A 20,391-nucleotide genomic window follows, 5' to 3' on the forward strand; every position below is an offset into this window, starting at 1 on the left:
GTTGGCTCCGCGGATCGTCCTCGTGGGCAAGCGCGGCCCGCAGCTGCCGGCGCTCGCCCGTGCCGGGGTCGTCGACGCGGGCGGCCGCGGGCTGGTGGTGCTCCTCGAGGCGCTGGTGCAAACCCTGGGCGGCGACGAGACGGTGCGGCCGGTGCCGTCGGTCCCGGGGCTATCCGGGGTGGTACTGGGGGCAGTCGGCGGGCGACCGGACGGACTCATGGAGCGCGAGGCCGGCTCGGGGGAGTATGCGTACGAAGTGCAGTACCTCCTGGAGGCCCCCGAGCGTGCGGTGGACACGCTGCGCCGCACCCTGTCGCGGCTCGGTGACTCGCTGGTGGTGGTCGGCGACGAGGGCGTCTGGCACGTCCACGTGCACGTCAACGACATTGGGGCGGCCATCGAGGCGGGCGTGGAGGCGGGCCGGCCGAGCCGGATCACGGTGACGCGCTTCGCCGACCAGGTGGTCGCCCGCGCGCAGGCGCAGCCGCTCGCACCGTGGGATGCCGCCGGCGTGGGGCAGGCCGCGGGCGAGGGGCGGGCAGAGCCCGTGGCCGCGGGGGAGCGCGGCGTGGTCGTGGTGTGCACCGGCCCCGGCCTGGCCGAGCTGCTCGGGGCCGAGGGCGCGGTCGTGATCACCAGCGGCAGCCCGTCCACCGCGGAGATCCTCGCGGCGATCCAGCGCACGGGCGCGGGCCGCGTGGTGGTGCTGCCCAACGACCCGAACGTCCAGGCCGTGGCCACCGCGGCGGCGGCCGAGGCGCGGGCGCAGGGAGTGCGCGCGGGCGTGGTGCCCACCCGTTCACCGGTGCAGGCGCTGGCCGCGATGGCGGTGCGCGACGTGGCCCGCCGGTTCGAGGACGACGTGATCGCCATGGCGGAGGCGGCCGCGCGGTGCCGCTCGGCCGAGCTGACCATGGCCGCGCGGGAGGCGCTGACGGTCGCCGGGCGCTGTCAGGCGGGCGACGTGCTGGCGATCGTCGACGGCGAGGTCAACCTCATCGGGCGCGATCTGGCGCAGACCGCGTGCCTGCTGCTGGACCGGCTGCTGGGCGGGGGCGGCGAGCTCGTCACCCTCATCGCGGGCCGGGACGCGCCGGACGGGCTGGGCGAGACGCTGCGGCGCCACGTCGCGGGTTCCTGGCCGTTCGTGGAGGTCCAGTGCTACGAAGGGGGCCAGCCGCACTACCCGCTGCTGGTGGGAGTCGAATAGGGGTTATGGCCGACATCGACCTGTCCACGCCGTTGCAGAAGGTCCTCGGGGGCAACGGCGCGAAGCTGCTGGCGGAGCACCTCGACCTGCACACCGTGGGCGATCTCGTGTACCACTTCCCGCGCCGCTACGAGGAGCGCGGGGAGCACACCGACATCCGGGCGCTGGAGATCGACACCGACGTGACCGTGTTCGGTCAGGTCAAGCGGGTCAACTCGCGGCAGTTCACGCAGCAGCGCGGGGGCGCGCGGGGCAAGCGGGGCTCGCTGGTCGAGGCGGTCATCGGCGACGACAGCGGCGGGGAGATCAGCGTCACGTTCTTCAACCAGCCGTGGCGGGAGAACCAGCTGCGCCCGGGCCGCTGGGGGCTGTTCTCCGGCAAGGTCGGCCGGTTCAACAACAAGCTGCAGCTCAACCAGCCGGACTACGTGCTGCTCGACGCGGGGGAGGGCGAGGAGGCGGTGGAGGAGTTCGCGGGGGCGATCATCCCCGTGTACCCCGCCACCGCGCGGGTGCCGACCTGGCGCATCGCGGCGGCCGTGCGCACCGTGCTCGACGTGCTGCCGCCGACGCCCGACCCGGTGCCGGCCACCACGCGGGCGGAGCGCCGGCTGACCTCGCTGGACAAGGCGTTGCGGGAGATCCACCGGCCCGAGTCGCAGCAGTCGCTGGGGATCGCGCGGCGGCGGCTCAAGTGGGACGAGGCGTTCGCGCTGCAGCTGACGCTGGTGCAGCGCAAGAAGCGGGCGGAGGACTGGCCGGCGGTGCCGCGCCCGCGCCGGGACGGGGGCCTGCTGGCCGCGTTCGACGCGGGGCTGCCGTACGAGCTGACGCGCGGGCAGCGCGACGTCGGCGAGGAGATCGCGGCCGACCTCGCGCGGGCGCACCCGATGCACCGGCTGCTGCAGGGCGAGGTCGGCTCCGGCAAGACGCTCTGCGCGCTGCGGGCGATGCTGCAGGTGGTGGACGCGGGCGGGCAGGCGGCGATGCTGGCCCCGACGGAGGTCCTGGCCGCGCAGCACTACCGCAACGTGATGGACCTGCTCGGGGGCATGGCGCGGGCGGGGGAGCTCGACGCGGCGCCGGAGGCCACCCGGGTCGCCCTGCTGACCGGCTCGCTGGGCGCGGCCGCGCGCCGTCGCGTCGGCGAAGAGATCCGCGGCGGTACCGCGGGAATCGTCGTCGGCACCCACGCCCTGCTCTACGAGGGCGTCGACTTCGCCGATCTCGGCCTGGTCGTGGTGGACGAGCAGCACCGGTTCGGGGTCGAGCAGCGCGACGCCCTGCGGGCCAAGGCCGACCAGCCGCCGCACGTGCTCGTCATGACGGCCACCCCGATCCCGCGCACGGTCGCGATGACCGTCTTCGGCGACCTGGAGACGTCGGTGCTCAGCCAGCTGCCGCGCGGGCGCTCGCCGATCGCCTCCCACGTGGTGCCGGTCAGCGAGAAGCCCGCGTTCCTGGACCGGGCGTGGCGGCGGCTGCGCGAGGAGGTGGCGAAGGGGCACCAGGCGTACGTGGTGTGCCCGCGCATCGGCGACGCCAAGTCCGACGGCGAGGACGTCCCGCCGGTCGGCGACGACGGCCGCCGCCCCCCGGTCGCGGTCCTGGACGTCGCGCCCCAGCTGGAGGACGGGCCGCTGCACGGCCTGCGGATCGGGGTGCTGCACGGGCGCCTGCCGGCCGACGAGAAGGACGCGGTGATGCGCTCCTTCGCCGGCGGACAGCTCGACGCGCTGGTCGCCACCACGGTCATCGAGGTCGGCGTGGACGTGCCGAACTCGACCATGATGATCATCCTCGACGCCGACCGGTTCGGCGTCTCCCAACTGCACCAGCTGCGCGGGCGCGTCGGGCGGGGCAGCGCGCCCGGCCTGTGCCTGCTGGTCACCGAGGCGGGGGAGGGCACGTCCGCGCGGGCACGGCTGGACGCGGTGGCCTCGACCACCGACGGCTTCAAGCTGGCCGAGCTCGACCTGGAGCAGCGCCGCGAGGGCGACGTGCTCGGGGCGGCCCAGTCCGGCCACCGCTCCCACCTGCGGCTGCTGTCGCTGCAGCGCGACGCCGACCTGATCGGCGAGGCGCGCGCGGAGGCGGCCGAGCTCATCGAGGAGGACCGCGAGCTGGAGCGGTACCCGGACCTCGCGGCCACCATCGCGCGCCTGGTCGACGAGGAACGCGCGGAGTACCTCGAGAAAGGCTGACGGCGGTGATGGCTGCGGTGCCGGACTCGCCGCAACTGTCGCGATTGCCCGAATGGGTGGTGACGTATGTCACTGGCGACCGCCCGACACGCCTCGTTCGAGCGGTGGACGCCGATTCCCCCGCCGCGACGGCTTCTACATTGGTCCCGTGACGCGAATCGTGGCCGGGACGCTCGGTGGCCGCCGCCTGACCGTGCCGGCCGGGCAGGGCACCCGGCCCACCTCCGACCGGGTCCGTGAGGCGCTGTTCAGCAGCCTGGACAACCTCGTCGACCTCGACGGTGCGCGCTTCGCCGACCTCTACGCGGGCTCGGGCGCGGTCGGCCTGGAGGCCTGCTCCCGCGGCGCCGAGCACGTGCTGCTCGTCGAGGCCGACGCCAAGGCCGCCCGCGTCATCCGCGACAACGTCGCGACCCTCGGCGTCGGCGCGCGGGTGCGGGTGGTCGCCGACAAGGTCGAGCGCCTGGTCGCGGGGGAGCCGGACAAGCGCTACGACGCGGTCTTCATCGACCCGCCCTACGCGGTGGCCGACGAGCGCGTCCGTGCGGTGCTGGCGGCCCTGACCGAGCGCTGGCTCGCCCCGGGTGCGGTCGTGGTGGTCGAGCGCTCCAGCCGCGGGGCGCCGATGACCTTGCCCGACGGGCTGGAGCAGATCGCCGAGCGCCGCTACGGGGAGACCGCGCTGTGGTATGTCCAACGCGAGCACGACGGCTGAGCGAAGCTTTGGTACGGTCCCCGCTCATGAGGCTTGGGCTGGTGCAATGAGGCGCGCGGTCTGTCCGGGTTCGTTCGATCCGGTGACCAATGGACACCTGGACATCGTGGCTCGGGCATCGCAGATATTCGATGAAGTCGTCGTCGCGGTGCTGATCAATCAGAGCAAGGCGGGGTTGTTCACCGTCGACGAGCGGCTGGAGATGCTCGCGGCCGTGACCGCGCCGTACGCCAATGTCCGGGTCGACGCGTTCCAGGGTCTGCTGGTCGACTTCTGCCGCGCCAACGACATCACGTCGATCGTCAAGGGCGTGCGGGTGGCGGGGGACTTCGACTACGAGCTGCAGATGGCCCAGATGAACTACGGGCTCAGCGGCATCGAGACGCTGTTCATGCCGACCAACCCCAAATATTCGTTCGTCTCGTCGAGCCTGATCAAAGAGGTCGCCAAGTGGGGCGGCGACGTTTCGCCACATGTACCCGATCTCGTGGCGAATCGCCTGCAGGAACGGCTCGCCTCGGCGCGAAAGTAGAGACAAAACCCGAGTGGCGATGGAGCGGCATCGGTGTTCGAGCCGCATCATGGTTAGGTCGTTCGACATGTGAACAGGAGTGACCGCAGGTGGATCCGCTCGAGAGCATCGACCAGATCATCGCGCTGATCGAGGGTGCACGGTCGGCGCCGATGTCGCGGAGCAACTTCGTGTTCGACCGGGCCGATATGATCAACTTGCTCGACCAGCTGCGGGCCGACCTGCCCGGCGAGCTGCGGCGGGCGACCGCGCTGCTCGACGAGCGGGACAAGATCGTCGACGCGGGCCGGCGCGAGGCGGAGCGGATCATCGCCGAGGCCGAGGCCGAGCACACCCGCCTCGTGTCGATCAACGAGATCGTCGTGTCGGCCGAGCACGAGGCGTCCCGCATGATCAACGAGGCGCGGGCCGAGACGCAGCGGCTGCGTGACGAGGTCGACGACTACGTGGACACCGCGCTGGCCAACTTCGAGCAGTTCCTGACCCGCTCCCTCGCCTCGATCGAGCGCGGCCGTGACAAGATGCACGCGCTGCGTGAGATCGGCTCGTTCACCCCCTCCGGGGAGGACGACCGTCCACTGCCCTTCTGACGGCGCGCTATCGTGGGGGGCGATTCGACGGAAGATCTGCCACTCGGGTAGCCTTGTCCGTCGGCCCTGCCTGGCCGGAGTCTGAAGAATGCCACACCAACCACACCCGCACCTGGATGCCCGGTTGCCGCTGGTCCTCGAGACGAGAGACCTCCCACGCCGACCGGGTGCCCTGCACGCGGTCGCGCGGAAGGTGCCGGCGCCCGAGGACCTCGGCCTGGAGCTGATCGGCGTGCCCCAGGGCGCCGAGCTCGACCTCCAGCTACGCATGGAGTCGGTGTCCGAAGGCGTTCTCGTCTCCGGCACCGTCACCGGCCCGCTGGCCGGCGAGTGCGGACGTTGTCTACGCCCGATCAGCGACACGCTGGACGTCCCGATCCAAGAGTTCTATGCCTACGAGCACAGCACGACGGACGAGACGACGGACGAGGACGAGGTCGGACGGCTGCAGGGCGACCTGATCGACCTGGAGCCGGCACTGCGGGACGCGGTGGTGCTCTCCCTGGCCGCCAACCCCGTGTGCCGAGAAGACTGCCCAGGACTGTGCCCCGAGTGCGGGGTGCCGCTCGACGAACTGCCCGAGGGTCACTCCCACGAGCAGCTCGACCTTCGCTGGGCCGCCCTGTCCCAGATCAAGACGTCAGAGGAGTAAGACCCGTGGCCGTTCCCAAGCGGAAGATGTCGCGCAGCAACACCCGGGCCCGCCGGAGCCAGTGGAAGGCCGTCGCCGTCTCCACCCAGCCGTGCCCGCAGTGCCGCTCGCCGAAGCTGCCCCACGCGGCGTGCTCGGTCTGCGGCACGTACAACGGCCGCCAGGTCATCGAGGTCTGACCACCGGATCCGGGTGACGCGATCCGACCGATCGCCGCACGGCGGGGAGACCCCGTCCGGCGTCGCGCGGATCGCCGTCGACCTCCTCGGCGGGGACGGGGCTCCCGCCGTCGTGGTTGACGGCGCTCTGCGCGCATGCAGCGCCGATCCAGACCTCCACCTCGTCCTCGTCGGGCCGCGGGAAGCGGCCGGCGAGGTCATTGGCGCGCTCGCGGCCGGCGACCGTGGGCGCGTGAGTGTCGTCACCATCGACTCCGCCATCGGCATGGCCGACTCGCCGCTGCGCCACATCCGCCGCGAGACGACGGTCCGCGCGGCCGCGGAGGCCGTCTACGCGGGCCGCGCGGACGCGATGGTCTCCGCGGGGTCCAGCGGCGCCGCCGTCGCCGCCTCCGCGCACGTCCTCGGCCGTCTGCGCGGCGTGCGCCGGCCCGGGCTGGCCGCCCAGGTGCCCACCCCCCACGGCGTCGTCCTGCTCGTCGACGTCGGCGCGACGCTCGACGCCACCATGCTCGAACTGGTGCAGCACGCCGTGCTCGGCACCGCCTACGCCGCCGTCGGGCTCGGCATCGCGCGCCCGCGCGTGGGGCTGCTGTCCATCGGCAGTGAGCCCGGCAAAGGCGACCGGCTGCGGCGGGCCGTCTCGATCGCACTGTCCGACGTCGCGCTGCCGGCCGGGGGCCGCTACATCGGCCTGGTCGAGGGCTTCGACGTGCCGCGCGGCGGCCCGGCGGACGTGGTGGTCACCGACGGGTTCACCGGCAACGTACTGCTCAAGGGCATCGAAGGTGCCATCTCGCCATCGTCCGATCATGAGGCGGCCGCCGTCCTGCTCGGGGTGGCCGGCGACGTCGTCGTCTGTCATGGTGCCGCGAACGGGGACCAGGTCGCCGACGGCATCGCCCTCGCCGCGCGCCTGCATCGCGGCCGCATCACCCCTGCCGTCGCGGGGCTCGCCGACGATCTGCTGACCGAACTCTCCTCGGCCGGCGGGCTCACCATCCAGGACGCACTGGGAGAGCGCTCGTGAAGCATCAGAATCATCTCGAGGTGGCCTTCGGCGTCGAGTTCGACCCGGAGATGTTGAAGCGGGCCCTGACCCACCGCTCGTACGCGTACGAGAATGGCGGCCTGCCCACCAACGAACGGCTGGAGTTCCTCGGCGACGCCGTCCTCGGCGTGGTCATCACCACCGCCCTGTTCCAGAACCACCCGAAGCTCGCCGAGGGGCAGCTGGCCAAGCTGCGCGCAAGCGTGGTCAACATGCGCGCCCTCGCGGACGTCGCGCGCCGCCTGGGACCCCAGGGCATCGGGCCGTTCCTGCTCCTCGGCAAGGGCGAGGAGGCGACCGGGGGCCGCGACAAGGCCAGCATCCTCGCCGACACGCTCGAGGCGCTCATCGGCGCGATTTATCTGCAGTACGGCCTGGAGACCACGGCCAAGGTGATCCACAAGCTCTTCGACCCGCTGATGGCCGAGGCCGCGCTGCGCGGGGCCGGCCTGGACTGGAAGACCAGCCTGCAGGAGCTCACCGCCGGGCGCGGCCTCGGCGTGCCCGAGTACCGCATCGACGAAGAGGGGCCCGACCACGCCAAGCGGTTCACCGCCTGGGTGATCGTGGCCAAGCGGCGGTACGGCGGCGCCCAGGGCGGCAGCAAGAAGGAGGCCGAGCAGCGGGCGGCCGAGGCCGCGTGGCGTGAGCTGTCCGCACCCACTCCCACCGAGAAACCGGCCGCCGATGACGATGACGCGGGTCGATAAGGACACCGAGCGCGGCCGCGCGATCCCGTTCGCGCTGCCGCTGGGCGTCTACGCCCTCAGCCGCCTGGTGCAGCTGGCCTTCCTGTGGTGGATGGCGCCCGACGACAAGGTCCGCGACCGCCTCCTCGCGTGGGACGCCGGGCATTTCGTGCGCGTCGCCCAGGAGGGGTACCCCACCGGCTACACCTTCGACACCGACGGCCACCTGGTCGGCAACGGCCTCGCGTTCTTCCCGGCGTACCCGATGCTGGTGCGCCTCGTGCACTCCGTCACCCGCCTCGACTACGGCACCGCCGCGATCACCGTGTCGTGGCTGGCCGGGGGCGCGGCCGCGGTGCTGCTCTGCGCGTTGCTCACGCGGTTGTACTCCGAGCGCGTGGCCCTGATCTTCACGGTCCTCTTCTGCGTGCAGCCGATGTCGCTCGCGCTGTCCATGGGGTACTCGGAGGCGCTGTTCACCGCGCTGGTGGCCGGCATGCTGCTGTGCGCGCACCGGGGCGACTGGCTGGCGGCCGGCCTGCTCGGGCTGGGCGCCGCGCTGACCCGCCCGACCGGCGCGGCCGCGGCGGTCGCGCTCGCCGTCGCCGCCGGCATCCACCTCTACCGCCGGCGCCGCCGGCCCGAGGGTGAGCGTGGCGACGTCTGGCGCCCGGTCGCCGCGGCCCTGATCGCCCTGGCCGGCGTGCCCGCCTACCTGCTCTGGGTCGGGCTGCGGGTGGGGGACCTGGGCGCCTGGTTCGACATCCAGACCGCCGGCTGGGGCACCACGTTCGACTACGGCACGTCGAGCCTGCAATTCGTGCACGACGCGCTGCTGTCCGGCGACGGCTGGATCCAGGTCAGCATCGCCTGGATGCTCATCGGCGTCCTCGCCCTGGCCGTGGTCGCGCTGCGCGGGCGCGTGTGGCCGCCGCTGGTCGTCTACGGCGTCATCGTGCTGGTGCTGGTCCTCGGCCAGGGCGGCTACTACCATTCCAAGCCCCGGCTGCTCGTGCCCGCGCTGCTGATCCTGGTGCCGCCCGCGGTCGCGCTCGCCCGGGCGCGGACGAGCACGATCGCGGCGGTGCTGGCCTTCTGCGGGGCGTTCGGCCTGTGGTACGGCTCGTATCTCGTCACCGTCTGGCACTACGCGATCTAGGGGTCCTGCATGCCTGAGCTTCCCGAGGTCGAGACCGTCCGCCGCGGCCTCGACAAATGGGTGTCCGGTCGGCGCATCGCCACGGTCGACGTGCTGCACCCGCGCGCGATCCGCCGCCACCTGCCCGGCGCCGAGCACTTCGCGAGCGTCCTGGCCGGCCGGCGCGTGGGCGCGGTGATGCGCCGCGGCAAGTACCTGTGGCTGCCGCTGGACGACGAGGACGCGCTCGTCGGCCACCTCGGCATGTCCGGTCAGTTGCTCATGCAGCCGGCCTCGGCGGCGGCCGAGACGCACCTGCGCATCCGGTTCACGTTCGACGACGACGGGCCGGAGCTGCGCTTCGTCGACCAGCGTACGTTCGGCGGCCTGAGCGTCTCCGCGGGCGGCGCCGTGCTGCCGGCCGAGCTCGCCCACATCGCGCTGGATCCGGTCGACCCGCTGTTCGTGGACGACGCGTTCGTGGAGCGGCTGCGCAAGCGGCGCACGGAGGTGAAGCGGGCGCTGCTCGACCAGACGCTGATCTCGGGCGTCGGCAACATCTACGCCGACGAGGCGCTGTGGCGGGCCGGGCTGCACGGGGCGCGTGACACGTCGCAGTTGTCCCGCCCGGTCGTACGGCGCCTGCTCGATCATGTGCGCGAGGTGCTCAACGAGGCGATCGGCCAGGGCGGCACCAGCTTCGACGCGCTCTACGTCAACGTCAACGGCGAGAGCGGCTACTTCGACCGGTCGCTCAACGCCTACGGCCGCGAGGGCCTGCCCTGCAGCCGGTGCGGCAGCCCGATCCGCCGGGAGGCCTTCATGAACCGGTCCTCGTACTCCTGCCCACGCTGCCAGCCGCGGCCCCGTCTCGCATCACGCTGAGCGGGCGGTACGGGCGCGCGCGGCGGGGCGCCGGGGTCGCCCGGCCCGCCTCCGCGCCCAGCTCGGCCAGGCCCGGCGCGAGGCCGCACCAGGCCGGCAGGTCGGTGTAGGGGTCGGGCGCGCCCAGGTCGGTGACGAGCCCGAAGCCGGCCTCGCGGCTGACCTGCAGGCGGGCCGCCTCGTCGAGCTCCCACGGCGGCACCGCGTGCACCAGGTGCCCGTCGCCCGGGCGCGCGCCCGCGCCCGACCAGCGCCGGTACTCCCGCCAGCTGCCGTCGAACACGCAGACGGGGAGGCCGAGTTCGCGGTACGCCTCGTCGGGCGGCTCGCCGGGGTTGAGCACCACCTCCGGCAGCCCCGCCCGCGCGGCCGCCTGGGCGATGACCGCGACCGGGCCGATCGCGTAGGGGCTGACCGGCGTGCGGTCCAGGAAGACGCCGCGCACAGGGTAGCCGGCCCACCGGTAGACGTCCGCGCGGATGTCCGCGACCGGGCGGGTGCCGTAGTCGACGTCGACGTAGCCGAGCAGCCGCACGCCGGCCGCGTCCAGGCGGCTCATGGCCGCGGTCCACAGCGGGTCCCGGCCGCTGCCGGGCCCGGCGGCCACGTCGATGACGACGGTGAATGCGGGACCGTGCCTCGCGACGATCTCCCACGCGTGTGGCCGGGCCAGCGGATGCGCCCTCAGCGGCAGGAGCGTCGGAACCCGGTCCACGACCGGACTAACGATGCTGGGCCCCCTCAAGCACGGCCGGTGTCCAGCGTCCAGTACGGCGTGCGGCCGCGCATCGCGGCGCCGACGCCGATCGACGTGATGGCACAGTCGACCAGCACGCCGCGCGCGTTGCCGTCGTGCATCCATTGCTTGACGACGTCGCCCGGGTCGCCGCCCTTGGCGGTCAGCTCGTCGGCGAAGCCGGCGGACCCGGCGGCCTGCGCGCGCCCGGCCGCGTTGCTGCCGTCGCTGCCCCGGCTGCCGGTGAAGTCGCGGGCCGCCATGTCGGCGGCGTGTTCCCGCGCGGCCGTGCGCAGCTTCGCGTCGACCCGCAGCGGGTCGCACTTTTCCTTCCGGCGCTGGTTGTTGACCAGCTGGACCACCTTGTCCTCGTAGTCGCTGTTGAAGTTGGCGGCCACGAGGGTGGTCTTCGTGGGGGCCGCGCTCGTGGCCGCAGGAGCGCTGCTGGCGGCCGGGGCGGCGTTGGCCGGGGCGGGCGCGGACGCCGGTGGCGGCGCGGCGGCCTGCTGCGTGGCGGCGGGGTCGGGGCCGGAGCTCAGGGCCGGAATGATTACCGAGCCGATGCCGAAGATCACGAGTGCGCCCGCCACGAGCCCGGCAATGCCCGTAGGACCGAGCCGCGCAAGCAGACCGGGTTGTGGTGCCGTCATCGGACGCTCCCGGTCGTGTCGGTTCTCCAGATTTCCCGCACAAGACGCTACTTTGCAGTGGCGCCGCAGGGCAACCGGTGGCACACTGCCACGATCGACGCGGCGGTGCGGATCACGCACCCGGGTGAGTGAGAACACCCTGGCCAGCACGTTTGGCGTGCCCGTCGGCTTGACTAAGTGCCACCCCGGACGGAACATAGAGGGGTCGCCAGTCGCGCCCATTTACGCCCTTGTGCTTCGGTCGCGGGACGCTGGGCGCGCGTTTGCCGGAGTCGACCGGCTGCGCTTAACAAGGAGACGATATGGCTAAGGCCCTCTTCGGCCACGTAGGCAGCGCGCCCGATCGGCGTCTTGTCGACGAGGTCACCACACTGCGTGCCAAGGTTCGGGCGCTCGAGTTCGAGGTCGTGCGGCTCCGTGCCGAGAACGACCGGCTCGCCGCCGCGGCTTCGGAGGCGGACCAGCTGGTCCGGCTCGTCGAGCCGGCGATGGCCTGAGGTTCTGGGGACACCGCAACCTACGCAGAACTGCACAGTAAACCCGCGCGCCGACATCCACTGGGTCTCGGCGCGCAGTCATGTTCGCACCTCGGTGCGACCTCGAAGTGCGTAACGACCCGCTCGTCCGGTACGTGACGCGTGGGGCTCCGGTGGGCGCTGTGTTCACGACACGCGCATTATGGTGTGCGGGGCTGCAGGGACGGGTACGCTCCCCGGCGGTAGCCTGCCCGGTAACACACCTCGACACCGTGGAGATCCGTGCACCTCAAGACGCTGACGGCCAAGGGCTTCAAGTCCTTCGCCTCCACGACCACGCTGAGGCTCGAGCCGGGCATCACCTGCGTCGTCGGGCCCAACGGCTCGGGCAAGTCCAACGTGGTCGACGCGATCGCCTGGGTGCTGGGTGAGCAGGGGGCCAAGGCTCTGCGCGGCGGCAAGATGGAAGACGTCATCTTCGCCGGGACCGCGAGCCGGGCCCCGCTGGGACGGGCCGAGGTCACCCTCACGATCGACAACACCGACGGTGCGTTGCCGATCGACTACACCGAGGTGTCGATCACCCGCCGGATGTTCCGCTCCGGCGAGAGCGAGTACGAGATCAACGGCAGCAGCTGCCGCCTGCTCGACATCCAGGAGCTGCTGTCCGACTCCGGCATCGGCCGCGAGATGCACGTGATCGTCGGTCAGAACCGCCTGGACGGTGTACTGCACGCCCGCCCCGAGGACCGCCGCGCCTTCGTCGAGGAGGCGGCCGGGGTACTCAAGCACCGCAAGCGCAAAGAGAAGGCCATCCGCAAGCTCGAAGCGATGCAGGCCAACCTCAACCGCCTCGGCGACCTCACCACCGAGCTGCGCCGCCAGCTCAAGCCGCTCGGTCGCCAGGCCGAGGTGGCCCGCCGCGCCGCCGGCATCCAGGCCGACCTGCGCGACGCCCGGCTGCGACTGCTCGCCGACGACCTGGCCACGCTGCGCGAGACCCTGGACCGGGAGATCGCCGACGAGACCGCGCTGCGGGCCCGCCGCGAGGAGGTCGAGGCCGAGGTCGAGGCGGTCAACGAGCGCCTCGCCGCGCTGGAGGCCGAGCACGCCGCGGACGCGCCCGTGCTCGCCGAGGCCCAGGACACCTGGTACCAGCTCTCGACGCTGCAGGAGCGCTACCGCTCGCTGCACCAGCTCGCGGCCGAGCGGCACCGCAACCTCGCCGCCGCGCCCGTCGAGGAGCGGCCCGGGCGCGACCCCGACCAGCTGACCGCCGAGGCCGACAAGGTCCGCGAGCAGGAGGAGGAGCTGCGCGCGGCGCTGGAGGCCAGCCAGGAGCGCCTCGCCGACGCGGTCGAGCGCCGCCAGGACCTGGAGCGGCGCCTCGCGTTCGCCGAAAAGGCCATCGTGGCCGCGCACAAGGCCATCGCCGACCGGCGCGAGGGCCTGGCCAAGCTTGCCGGGCAGGTCGAGTCCGCCCGGTCGCGCACGACCGCCGCCGCGGGGGAGATCGAGCGGCTCGCCGTACAGCTGGCCGAGGCCGAGGCGCGCGCGGAGGTGGCGCAGGGCCTCTACGACGAGGCCAGCGCCGGCGCGTCGGTGGCCGACAACGCCAACGCCGACCTGGAGATGCGCCACCAGGAGGCGACCCGCGAGCTCGACGCGATCAACGGCGAGGTGCGCCAGCACAGCGACGCCGAGCGGGCCGCGGAGAAGGACGCCGCGCAGTGGAAGGCCCGCGAGGAGGCGCTCGCCATGGGCCTGCGCCGCAAGGACGGCGCCGGCACCCTGCTGGCCCGCGCCGACCGCGTCCCCGGCCTGCTCGGCAGCGTCGCCGCGCTGCTGTCGGTCGAGGCCGGCCACGAGGCCGCGCTCGCCGCCGCGCTGGGTGTCCTGGCCGACGCCGTCGCGGTCGCCGGTGTGGACGGCGCGGTCGCCGCGGTGGAGATGCTCAAGCAGGACGACGCGGGCCGGGCCGCGCTGCTCATCGCGTCCGCGCCGATGCTCGACGCGCCCGCGGTCGAGCGGGTGCCGCTGCCCCCGGGCGCGGCCTGGGCGATGGACCTCGTGCGCGCCCCCGAGGAGCTGCGCCCGGCCCTGGAGCGGGCGCTGGGCGACGTGGTCTTCGCCCCCGACCTGCCGACCGCGCGGCGCATCGTGTCCTACGCGCCCGCGCTGCGCGCCGTCACCCCCGAGGGTGACGTCATCGGCGCCTACGCGGCCGCGGGCGGCTCCGGCAAGCAGCACAGCTTCATCGAGGTCCAGGCGGCCGTCGAGGAGGCCCGCCAGCAGAAGGTCGACGCCGAGCGCCGCGTCGCCGAGGCGCGGGAGCTGCTCGCCCTGGCCCGCAACTCGGCCACCGCGGCCAAGCAGGTCGTCGCCGAGACCGCCGCGGCCAAGAAGGAGGCCGACAGCGCCCGCAACGCGGCCGCGCGCCGCCTCGCCGAGCTCGGCGCCGCCGCCAAGTCGGCCCGGGCCGAGGTCGAGCGGCACGCCGCGGCCAAGACCAAGGCCGAGGCGGTGCGCGAGTCCGGCCTGGCCAGCCTCGTGGAGCTGGAGGAGCGGCTGGCGGCGGCCGAGGAGACGCCGATCGACGAGGACCCGTCGACGCTGGAGCGCGACGACCTCGCCGCCGAGGTGCCCGTCGCCCGGCAGCAGGAGATGGAGGTCCGGCTCGCGGTGCGCACGGCCGAGGAGCGCGTGGGCGCCCTCGCCGGCCGCGCGGACGCGCTGCTGCGCCAGGCCGCGGCCGAGCGCGCCGCCCGGGAGCGCGCCGCCGCCCGCAAGGCCACCCGCGCCCGCAGCGCCCGGGTCGCGCAGGCCGTCGCCGAGGGCGCTGCGTTCGCGCTGGAGCGCCTGGCCGACTCGATCGCCGAGGCCCAGGAGACCCGCGACACCCTCGCCGCGACGCGCGCGGAGCGCGAGACGGCGCTGACCGAGGTGCGCGGCCGGTCCAAGCACCTCACCGCTGAGCTGGAGCGGCTCACCAGCGCCGTGCACCGCGACGAGGTCGCCCGGGCCGAGCAGCGGATGCGCATCGAGCAGCTGGAGGCCCGCTCGGCTGAGGAGTTCGGGCTGGACGCCGACACGCTCGTCGCGGAGTACGGCCCGCACCTGCCGGTCCCGCCGACCGCGCCCGAGGTCGCCGCCGCCGAGGCCGACGGACGCCCCGCCCCCGAGCCGGTGCCGTTCGACCGCGCCACGCAGGAGAAGCGGGCCGCCAAAGCCGAGCGGGAGCTCGCCCTGCTGGGCAAGGTCAACCCGCTCGCGCTCGAGGAGTTCGCGGCGATGGAGGAGCGCTACAAGTTCCTCTCCGACCAGCTCGAGGACCTCAAGGCGACCCGGCGCGACCTGCTCACCGTGGTCAAGGACGTCGACGACCGCATCCTCGAGGTGTTCACCAGCGCCTACCACGACACCGCCCGCGAGTTCGAGCAGGTCTTCTCGGTGCTGTTCCCGGGCGGCGAGGGCCGTCTCGTGCTCACCGACCCCGAGGACATGCTCACCACCGGCATCGAGGTCGAGGCGCGGCCGCCCGGCAAGAAGATCAAGCGGCTCTCGCTGCTGTCCGGCGGCGAGCGCTCGCTGACCGCGGTGGCGCTGCTCTGCGCGATCTTCCGGGCCCGCCCCAGCCCGTTCTACATCATGGACGAGGTGGAGGCCGCCTTGGACGACGTCAACCTGGGCCGGCTCATCACGCTCTTCGAGCAGCTGCGGGAGCGCAGCCAGCTGATCATCATCACCCACCAGAAACGCACGATGGAGGTCGCTGACGCCCTCTACGGCGTGACGATGCGTTCGGGCGTGACCGAGGTCATCTCCCAGCGCCTGCGGACGGAAGAGGCAGCGTGACCCAGCGCCCCACGGCACTGCTGATCGACTTCGACGGCGTGCTGCGCGCCTTCGACCCATCGATCAATGCCAAGATCGAGCAGCGGTACGGCCTGGAGCCGGGCACGGTCCTCGACACCGCGCTCCAGTGGGATCGCCTCCTGCCGGCCATCACGGGGCGCATGACGCGCGCCGACTGGCTCGCCACGGTCGCGGCCACCCTGGCCGACCGGGTCGGCGGCCCCGAGCGGGCGGCCGAGCTGATGGACGAGTGGGTGGTGTACCCGGGCACCGTCGACCCCGACGTGCTGCAGTTCGTGCGCGACGTGCGCGCGGCCGGGCACCCGGTGTGCGTGGCCACCAACTCGACCGTCGAGTTCCGCGAGGTGCTCGAGTCCTTCGACCTCGCCACCGAGTTCGACGCGGTGGCCATCTCGGCCGAGATCGGGGTGCACAAGCCGGCCAAGGAGTACTTCCAGGCCGCCTGCGCCCTCATCGGCACGCCACCCGCGCGCTGCATGCTGGTCGACGACACCGACCGGATGATCCGGGGCGCCCGCGCGGCCGGGCTGACCGCGTACCGCTACATGCCGGGCGACGACCTGTCGTACCCGCGCCGCGCCTTCGGCCTGTAGCGGTACCGCCCGGCCGCGTTACAGGTTGGCCTCGACGGCCTTGACGACCTCGTCGGACTTGGGCTCCGTGCGGGGGCCGAACCGCGCCGCGACGCTGCCGTCCTTGCCGACGAGGAACTTCTCGAAGTTCCAGCGGATGTCCCCGGTGTGCCCCTCGCCGTCGGCGACCGGCGTGAGCAGGTCGTACAGCGAGTGCCGGCCCTCCCCGTTGACCTCGACCTTCTCGGTCATCGGGAACGTCACGCCGTAGGTAGTGCTGCAGAACTCGGCGATCTCCTCGGAGGTCCCCGGCTCCTGCCCGGCGAACTGGTTGCACGGCACGCCGAGCACGGAGAAGCCCCGGTCCGAGTACTCCTTGTGCAGCGCCTCCAGGTCGGCGTACTGCGGCGTCAGCCCGCACCGCGAGGCCACGTTGACGACCAGCACGGGGTGCCCGCGGAACTGCCCGAGGTCCAGTGGCTTGCCCTGCAGGTCGGCGATCTCAACGTCGTAAAAGGTCATGCCGCGATCGTATGCCCGGCCCCTTACAGTGGGGCGTGACCGGCCAACAGCTCGCCGTGGGCGCCGTGGTGCGCCGTGGCAAGGACGTCCTGCTCATCAGCGACCCGCCGGACTGGGCCCTGCCCGGGGGCGCGGTCGAGCCGGGGGAGCCGCTGCTGGCCAAGGTGACCCAGGAGTCGGGATTCGCGTCGGTGCTGCCCGAGCGCCTGCTGTGGGTCGCCCGCTACCCGGCCGGGGGCATCGACTACGAGATGCTCGGCTTCGAGGTGACCGGCGTGGGCCCGCACGACGGCTCGGGCGCGTGGGTGCCGCTTCCGGAGGCGGTGGAGCGGCTGGGGCGCATGTGGTTCGCGCCCATCCGTGAGCCGGCTGTGGCGTATCTCACGGGGCGGGCGCGGGTGGCGACGCTGTGGACCTGGACCGACCTCAACGAGCCCCCGCTCACCCACCCCCGCGCGGGCTAGCCCGGGTCGGGGGCGCCGGCCTGCCCCCTCGCGCGTCCGTATTGGGTTGCGCGGCTCCCAGCGCGCAGCGTGGCGCCTGACTCGGCTCCACGTGTCCGCGCGCTGGCCGGCCGGCATCAGCGCGTCCGCGCGGGGCCGGCCGCCGACGCGCGGACGCGTGGGCGTCAGCTCAGCTTCAGCGAGGCCACCTCGCCCAGCGACTTGTCCGGCCGGGTGCCCTCGATCGTCACGTGGGCCGAGCGGCCGTCCAGCAGGAGCAGCCCGACGGCATTGCCGAAGTACGGCCCGGCGGTCCTGCGCCACCGCACGGGCGGCTTGCGCAGGCCCAGCGTGCGGGCCAGGGAGCGCATCATCCGCGCCGCCGGCGGGTTCCAGCCGAACTTCATCGCCGGGCGGAGGAGCTTGGGCATGTCGTTGTGGACTGGGGAGCACGTCAGCTGGTGCACCGCGCTCACCGCGTCCGGGCCGAGGTCGGCGCGGGCGGCGTAGGAGTGGTGAACATCACCCGAGAGCACGTTGATGGTGGCCGGGGCGGGGGAGATGCCGCCCTGCCCGGCCGCGATCTGGCCCAGCAGGGCGCTCAGCGCGTCGAAGGAGCGGCCGAAGGCGGCCCAGTGCTCCAGGTCCACCGCCTGGCGCAGTTTCTCGCCGAGGCGGCCCAGCCACGGCCGCGGGGACTCGGCCAGGCGCTCGGTCGCGGCCTCCAGGTGGTGGATGGCCGGCGGCAGCAGCCACGGCAGGGAGGAGCCGATCAGCAGGTGGTCGTAGTCGCCCGGCAGCTGCTTGACGAACCACGCCCACTCGCTGTCCGGCAGCATCGCCCGCCTGCCTTGTTCCAGCTCGCGCGCGGCGCGGTTGTCGACGACCACCAGGCGGGTGCGGCCGAGGTCGATGGCATAGCTCCAGCGGTACGCCGCGCGGTCGCGATCGGCGCGGGCACCGAAGTCGTCGAGCAGCTGTGTGGCGTCGGCGGTGGCGCTGACCGCGGCGTAGACCGGGCACTCGGCCAGGGCGCCCGGAGGCAGGTTGCCCATGTGCTGGTAGACCCAGTAGGAGGCCAGGCCGGCCTGGATGCGCTGCTCCCACCAGCTCAGCCGGCTCATCTGCTCCCGCCAGCGCTGCGAGGTGTTCCAGTCGTCGATGATCTCGTGGTCGTCGAAGATCATCACGCTGGGGACGGTGGAGAGCAGCCAGCGGATCTCCGGGTCGCTCCAGGAGTCGAGGTACAGCTTCGTGTACTCGTGGAAGTCGACCACCTGGGTCATGGGCGCGTCCGCGCGGCGCTCCTGGCGGCGCCGGCGCAGCCAGCGCTGGATCTTCTCGGGTGTCTCGTCGGCGTACACCTGATCGCCCAGCAGCACCAGGAGGTCCGGCCACGGCGTCGGCGCGTCCGCGCGCACGGCGGCGGCCAGCCGGTCGGCGTAGGCGTCCAGCGCGTCCGGCGGGTACTGCGTGACGCTCAGCGGGCTCGCCTTCCGGCACGACCCGAAGACCAGCCGCACGGGCGCCCCCGCGGGCCGCGTGCGGATCGCGGGAGGCGGGAACGGGTCGTCCGGCCGCGGCCAGACCTCGACGCCGTCGATCTTGAGCCGGTACGGCGTGACCGCGTCCCCGGGCAGCCCGCTGACCACGACGAGGGCGTAGTGGTGGCCGTGTACGGTGAACGTGCGGGCCGCTCCGGCCGCGGGCGCGGCGTCGACCTCGACGGTCGCCGGGCGCGACGTCTCCACCCAGACCGTCGCCCGGTCGCCCTCCACCCGTCGTAGCACCGGGCCGAGCAGGAGTGGGCCCCGATCGGCGTCGAGTTCGGTCTCGGACATGGCGTGGCGACCTCCGGACGGGTGGTGTGGCGGGCGTCTGCCGATGCAACCCGAATGATCCTGCCCGCCCGGCTTCCGCGCCACCGCAGGCCGCGCGCGGCCGCGTCTGGGAGGATTCCTGCCATGGAGTCGTACATCGTCTTCGGCCTGGTGCTGCTCGTCGTGGTGATCGGGGCCACCCTGGCGCTGATCGCGCCGCGCTACCGCAAGCCTCCGACACTGCCGCCGGCGCCGCCGGAGAAGCCCGCCCAGAAGGCGGCGCCCCCGGTCATCGAGAAGCCGGCCGCCCCGCCGGTCGTCAAGAAGCCGGAGGCTCCGCCCGCGCCGGAGGTCGTGGCGCCTCCGGCCGAGGTCGTGGCGCCCGCGCCCGCGCCGGAGGTCGTCGAGGAGATCGTGGCGGCGCCGGTCATCGAGACGCCGGCGCCGACCGCCGGCCGGCTGGTGCGCCTCCGCTCGCGCCTTTCGCGCTCCCAGAACGTGTTCGGCAAGGGCCTGCTGGCCCTGCTGTCGCGCGACCGGCTCGACGACGACACCTGGGACGAGATCGAGGAGACGCTGATCGGGGCCGATGTGGGCGTACAGGCGACGACCGAGCTCGTCGCCAAGCTGCGCGAACGGGCCCGGATCCACGGCACCGCCACCGCGACCGAGCTGCGCTCCATGCTCGCCGACGAGCTGGTCGCCGCCCTCGACCCGGACCGCGACCGCTCGCTGGCCGCCACGCCGCGGGCGGGCCGCCCGGCGGTGCTGCTCATCGTCGGGGTCAACGGCGCGGGCAAGACCACCACCTGCGGCAAGATCGCCCGGGTGCTGGTCGCCGACGGTCACACCGTCGTGCTCGGCGCCGCCGACACGTTCCGCGCGGCCGCGGCCGAGCAGCTGGCCACCTGGGCCGGGCGCGTCGGCGCCGACGTGGTGCGCGGCCCGGAGGGCGCGGACCCGGCGTCGGTGGCGTTCGACGCGGTCAAACGGGGTATTGACGCGGGTGTGGACACGGTGCTGATCGACACGGCCGGCCGGCTGCAGAACAAGGTTGGCCTGATGGACGAGCTCGGCAAGGTCAAGCGGGTCGTGGAGAAGCACGGGCCGGTCGACGAGACGCTGCTCATCCTCGACGCGACGACCGGGCAGAACGGCCTGGAGCAGGCGCGGGTGTTCACCGAGGTGGTGGACGTCACGGGCGTCGTGCTGACCAAGCTCGACGGCACCGCCAAGGGCGGCATCGTCATCGCGGTCCAGCGCAAACTGGGCATCCCGGTGAAGCTGGTTGGCCTCGGCGAGGGGCCCGACGACCTCGCTCCGTTCGATGCCCGACAGTTCGTCGACGCCCTCGTTGGCGCGGACGCGTAACCTCGGGCGGTACCTTGGGACGGTAGGACCCCGCCGCGCTCGCCGCGGCGGGGAAAAACGGCAGGTCGGCAATGGCAGGG

20 protein-coding genes are annotated in these 20,391 nt (G+C 73.2%); 16 read left to right on the forward strand and 4 right to left on the reverse strand.

Annotated features, from left to right (window positions below; translation table 11 throughout):
- The 11 genes from AB0M46_RS44215 to mutM all read left to right on the forward strand — a co-directional run.
- A partial coding sequence (locus AB0M46_RS44215) for a Dak phosphatase (RefSeq protein ID WP_363346335.1) occupies positions 1-1,210 on the forward strand: 1,210 nt, incomplete at its 5' end.
- 5 nt (positions 1,211-1,215) lie between these two features.
- Positions 1,216-3,414, forward strand: a complete 2,199-nt coding sequence (gene recG, locus AB0M46_RS44220; RefSeq protein WP_363346337.1) for an ATP-dependent DNA helicase RecG — start codon at positions 1,216-1,218, stop codon at positions 3,412-3,414.
- A 148-nt stretch (positions 3,415-3,562) separates the two neighbouring features.
- Entirely contained in the window at positions 3,563-4,129 is a 567-nt protein-coding gene (rsmD, locus tag AB0M46_RS44225; RefSeq protein WP_363346339.1) for a 16S rRNA (guanine(966)-N(2))-methyltransferase RsmD, read from the forward strand.
- A 46-nt stretch (positions 4,130-4,175) separates the two neighbouring features.
- Complete coding sequence (gene coaD / locus AB0M46_RS44230; RefSeq protein WP_363346341.1) at positions 4,176-4,661, forward strand: pantetheine-phosphate adenylyltransferase; 486 nt, start codon at positions 4,176-4,178, stop codon at positions 4,659-4,661.
- 89 nt (positions 4,662-4,750) lie between these two features.
- Positions 4,751-5,251 carry a hypothetical protein gene (locus AB0M46_RS44235; protein WP_363346343.1) on the forward strand — a complete coding sequence of 167 codons (501 nt, stop codon included), beginning with the start codon at positions 4,751-4,753 and terminating at the stop codon, positions 5,249-5,251.
- A gap of 88 nt (positions 5,252-5,339) precedes the next feature.
- On the forward strand, positions 5,340-5,903 hold the full coding sequence (locus tag AB0M46_RS44240; RefSeq protein ID WP_363346345.1) for a YceD family protein: 564 nt from the start codon (positions 5,340-5,342) through the stop codon (positions 5,901-5,903).
- Positions 5,904-5,908: 5 nt separating this feature from the next.
- On the forward strand, positions 5,909-6,082 hold the full coding sequence (gene rpmF / locus AB0M46_RS44245) for a 50S ribosomal protein L32 (RefSeq protein WP_223101792.1): 174 nt from the start codon (positions 5,909-5,911) through the stop codon (positions 6,080-6,082).
- Between the two features lie 13 nt (positions 6,083-6,095).
- Positions 6,096-7,112: a phosphate acyltransferase PlsX gene (locus AB0M46_RS44250; protein WP_363346348.1), complete on the forward strand. Its 1,017-nt coding sequence runs from the start codon at positions 6,096-6,098 to the stop codon at positions 7,110-7,112.
- Positions 7,109-7,843, forward strand: a complete 735-nt coding sequence (rnc, locus tag AB0M46_RS44255; RefSeq protein WP_363346350.1) for a ribonuclease III — start codon at positions 7,109-7,111, stop codon at positions 7,841-7,843. Before AB0M46_RS44250 ends, rnc begins: the two co-directional genes overlap by 4 nt.
- Positions 7,821-8,981, forward strand: coding sequence for a glycosyltransferase 87 family protein (locus AB0M46_RS44260; RefSeq protein WP_363346352.1), 1,161 nt, complete (start codon positions 7,821-7,823; stop codon positions 8,979-8,981). The genes rnc and AB0M46_RS44260 overlap by 23 nt, the downstream gene beginning before the upstream one ends.
- A gap of 9 nt (positions 8,982-8,990) precedes the next feature.
- Entirely contained in the window at positions 8,991-9,845 is an 855-nt protein-coding gene (mutM, locus tag AB0M46_RS44265; protein ID WP_363346354.1) for a bifunctional DNA-formamidopyrimidine glycosylase/DNA-(apurinic or apyrimidinic site) lyase, read from the forward strand.
- Here mutM and AB0M46_RS44270 read toward each other — a convergent pair.
- Entirely contained in the window at positions 9,781-10,560 is a 780-nt protein-coding gene (locus tag AB0M46_RS44270; RefSeq protein WP_363346356.1) for a spherulation-specific family 4 protein, read from the reverse strand. The two genes, mutM and AB0M46_RS44270, sit on opposite strands and share 65 nt — an antisense overlap.
- A gap of 26 nt (positions 10,561-10,586) precedes the next feature.
- On the reverse strand, positions 10,587-11,231 hold the full coding sequence (locus AB0M46_RS44275) for a CAP domain-containing protein (protein ID WP_363346358.1): 645 nt from the start codon (positions 11,229-11,231) through the stop codon (positions 10,587-10,589).
- Between the two features lie 302 nt (positions 11,232-11,533).
- Between AB0M46_RS44275 and AB0M46_RS44280 the strand changes: the two genes are divergently transcribed.
- The 3 genes from AB0M46_RS44280 to AB0M46_RS44290 all read left to right on the forward strand — a co-directional run bounded on the left by AB0M46_RS44280 (position 11,534) and on the right by AB0M46_RS44290 (position 16,176).
- Positions 11,534-11,728 carry a hypothetical protein gene (locus tag AB0M46_RS44280; protein WP_344611390.1) on the forward strand — a complete coding sequence of 65 codons (195 nt, stop codon included), beginning with the start codon at positions 11,534-11,536 and terminating at the stop codon, positions 11,726-11,728.
- 261 nt (positions 11,729-11,989) lie between these two features.
- Complete coding sequence (gene smc / locus AB0M46_RS44285) at positions 11,990-15,562, forward strand: chromosome segregation protein SMC (RefSeq protein ID WP_363346360.1); 3,573 nt, start codon at positions 11,990-11,992, stop codon at positions 15,560-15,562.
- Positions 15,559-16,176 carry an HAD-IA family hydrolase gene (locus AB0M46_RS44290; protein ID WP_363346362.1) on the forward strand — a complete coding sequence of 206 codons (618 nt, stop codon included), beginning with the start codon at positions 15,559-15,561 and terminating at the stop codon, positions 16,174-16,176. The genes smc and AB0M46_RS44290 overlap by 4 nt, the downstream gene beginning before the upstream one ends.
- A gap of 18 nt (positions 16,177-16,194) precedes the next feature.
- Here AB0M46_RS44290 and AB0M46_RS44295 read toward each other — a convergent pair whose 3' ends face one another.
- On the reverse strand, positions 16,195-16,677 hold the full coding sequence (locus tag AB0M46_RS44295; RefSeq protein ID WP_363346364.1) for a glutathione peroxidase: 483 nt from the start codon (positions 16,675-16,677) through the stop codon (positions 16,195-16,197).
- Between the two features lie 35 nt (positions 16,678-16,712).
- Between AB0M46_RS44295 and AB0M46_RS44300 the strand changes: the two genes are divergently transcribed.
- Positions 16,713-17,141 carry an NUDIX domain-containing protein gene (locus tag AB0M46_RS44300; RefSeq protein WP_363346366.1) on the forward strand — a complete coding sequence of 143 codons (429 nt, stop codon included), beginning with the start codon at positions 16,713-16,715 and terminating at the stop codon, positions 17,139-17,141.
- 164 nt (positions 17,142-17,305) lie between these two features.
- Here AB0M46_RS44300 and AB0M46_RS44305 read toward each other — a convergent pair whose 3' ends face one another.
- Entirely contained in the window at positions 17,306-18,961 is a 1,656-nt protein-coding gene (locus AB0M46_RS44305) for an alkaline phosphatase D family protein (protein ID WP_363346368.1), read from the reverse strand.
- 123 nt (positions 18,962-19,084) lie between these two features.
- Between AB0M46_RS44305 and ftsY the strand changes: the two genes are divergently transcribed.
- A complete protein-coding gene (ftsY, locus tag AB0M46_RS44310) occupies positions 19,085-20,311 on the forward strand; it encodes a signal recognition particle-docking protein FtsY (RefSeq protein ID WP_363346371.1) in 1,227 nt (408 codons plus the stop codon).
- Positions 20,312-20,391: the final 80 nt, after the last annotated feature.

The sequence above is a fragment of the Dactylosporangium sp. NPDC051485 genome (assembly GCF_040682015.1).
Classification (GTDB): Bacteria; Actinomycetota; Actinomycetes; order Mycobacteriales; family Micromonosporaceae; genus Dactylosporangium.

Bases quoted from the DNA above. Each gene is read 5' to 3' on its own strand.
- mutM (WP_363346354.1), top strand. From the start codon at position 8,991: ATGCCTGAGCTTCCCGAGGTCGAGACCGTCCGCCGCGGCCTCGACAAA.
- AB0M46_RS44240 (WP_363346345.1), top strand. From the start codon at position 5,340: ATGCCACACCAACCACACCCGCACCTGGATGCCCGGTTGCCGCTGGTC.
- AB0M46_RS44295 (WP_363346364.1), bottom strand. From the start codon at position 16,677: ATGACCTTTTACGACGTTGAGATCGCCGACCTGCAGGGCAAGCCACTG.
- coaD (WP_363346341.1), top strand. From the start codon at position 4,176: ATGAGGCGCGCGGTCTGTCCGGGTTCGTTCGATCCGGTGACCAATGGA.
- AB0M46_RS44305 (WP_363346368.1), bottom strand. From the start codon at position 18,961: ATGTCCGAGACCGAACTCGACGCCGATCGGGGCCCACTCCTGCTCGGC.
- recG (WP_363346337.1), top strand. From the start codon at position 1,216: ATGGCCGACATCGACCTGTCCACGCCGTTGCAGAAGGTCCTCGGGGGC.
- AB0M46_RS44280 (WP_344611390.1), top strand. From the start codon at position 11,534: ATGGCTAAGGCCCTCTTCGGCCACGTAGGCAGCGCGCCCGATCGGCGT.
- AB0M46_RS44275 (WP_363346358.1), bottom strand. From the start codon at position 11,231: ATGACGGCACCACAACCCGGTCTGCTTGCGCGGCTCGGTCCTACGGGC.
- AB0M46_RS44260 (WP_363346352.1), top strand. From the start codon at position 7,821: ATGACGATGACGCGGGTCGATAAGGACACCGAGCGCGGCCGCGCGATC.
- ftsY (WP_363346371.1), top strand. From the start codon at position 19,085: ATGGAGTCGTACATCGTCTTCGGCCTGGTGCTGCTCGTCGTGGTGATC.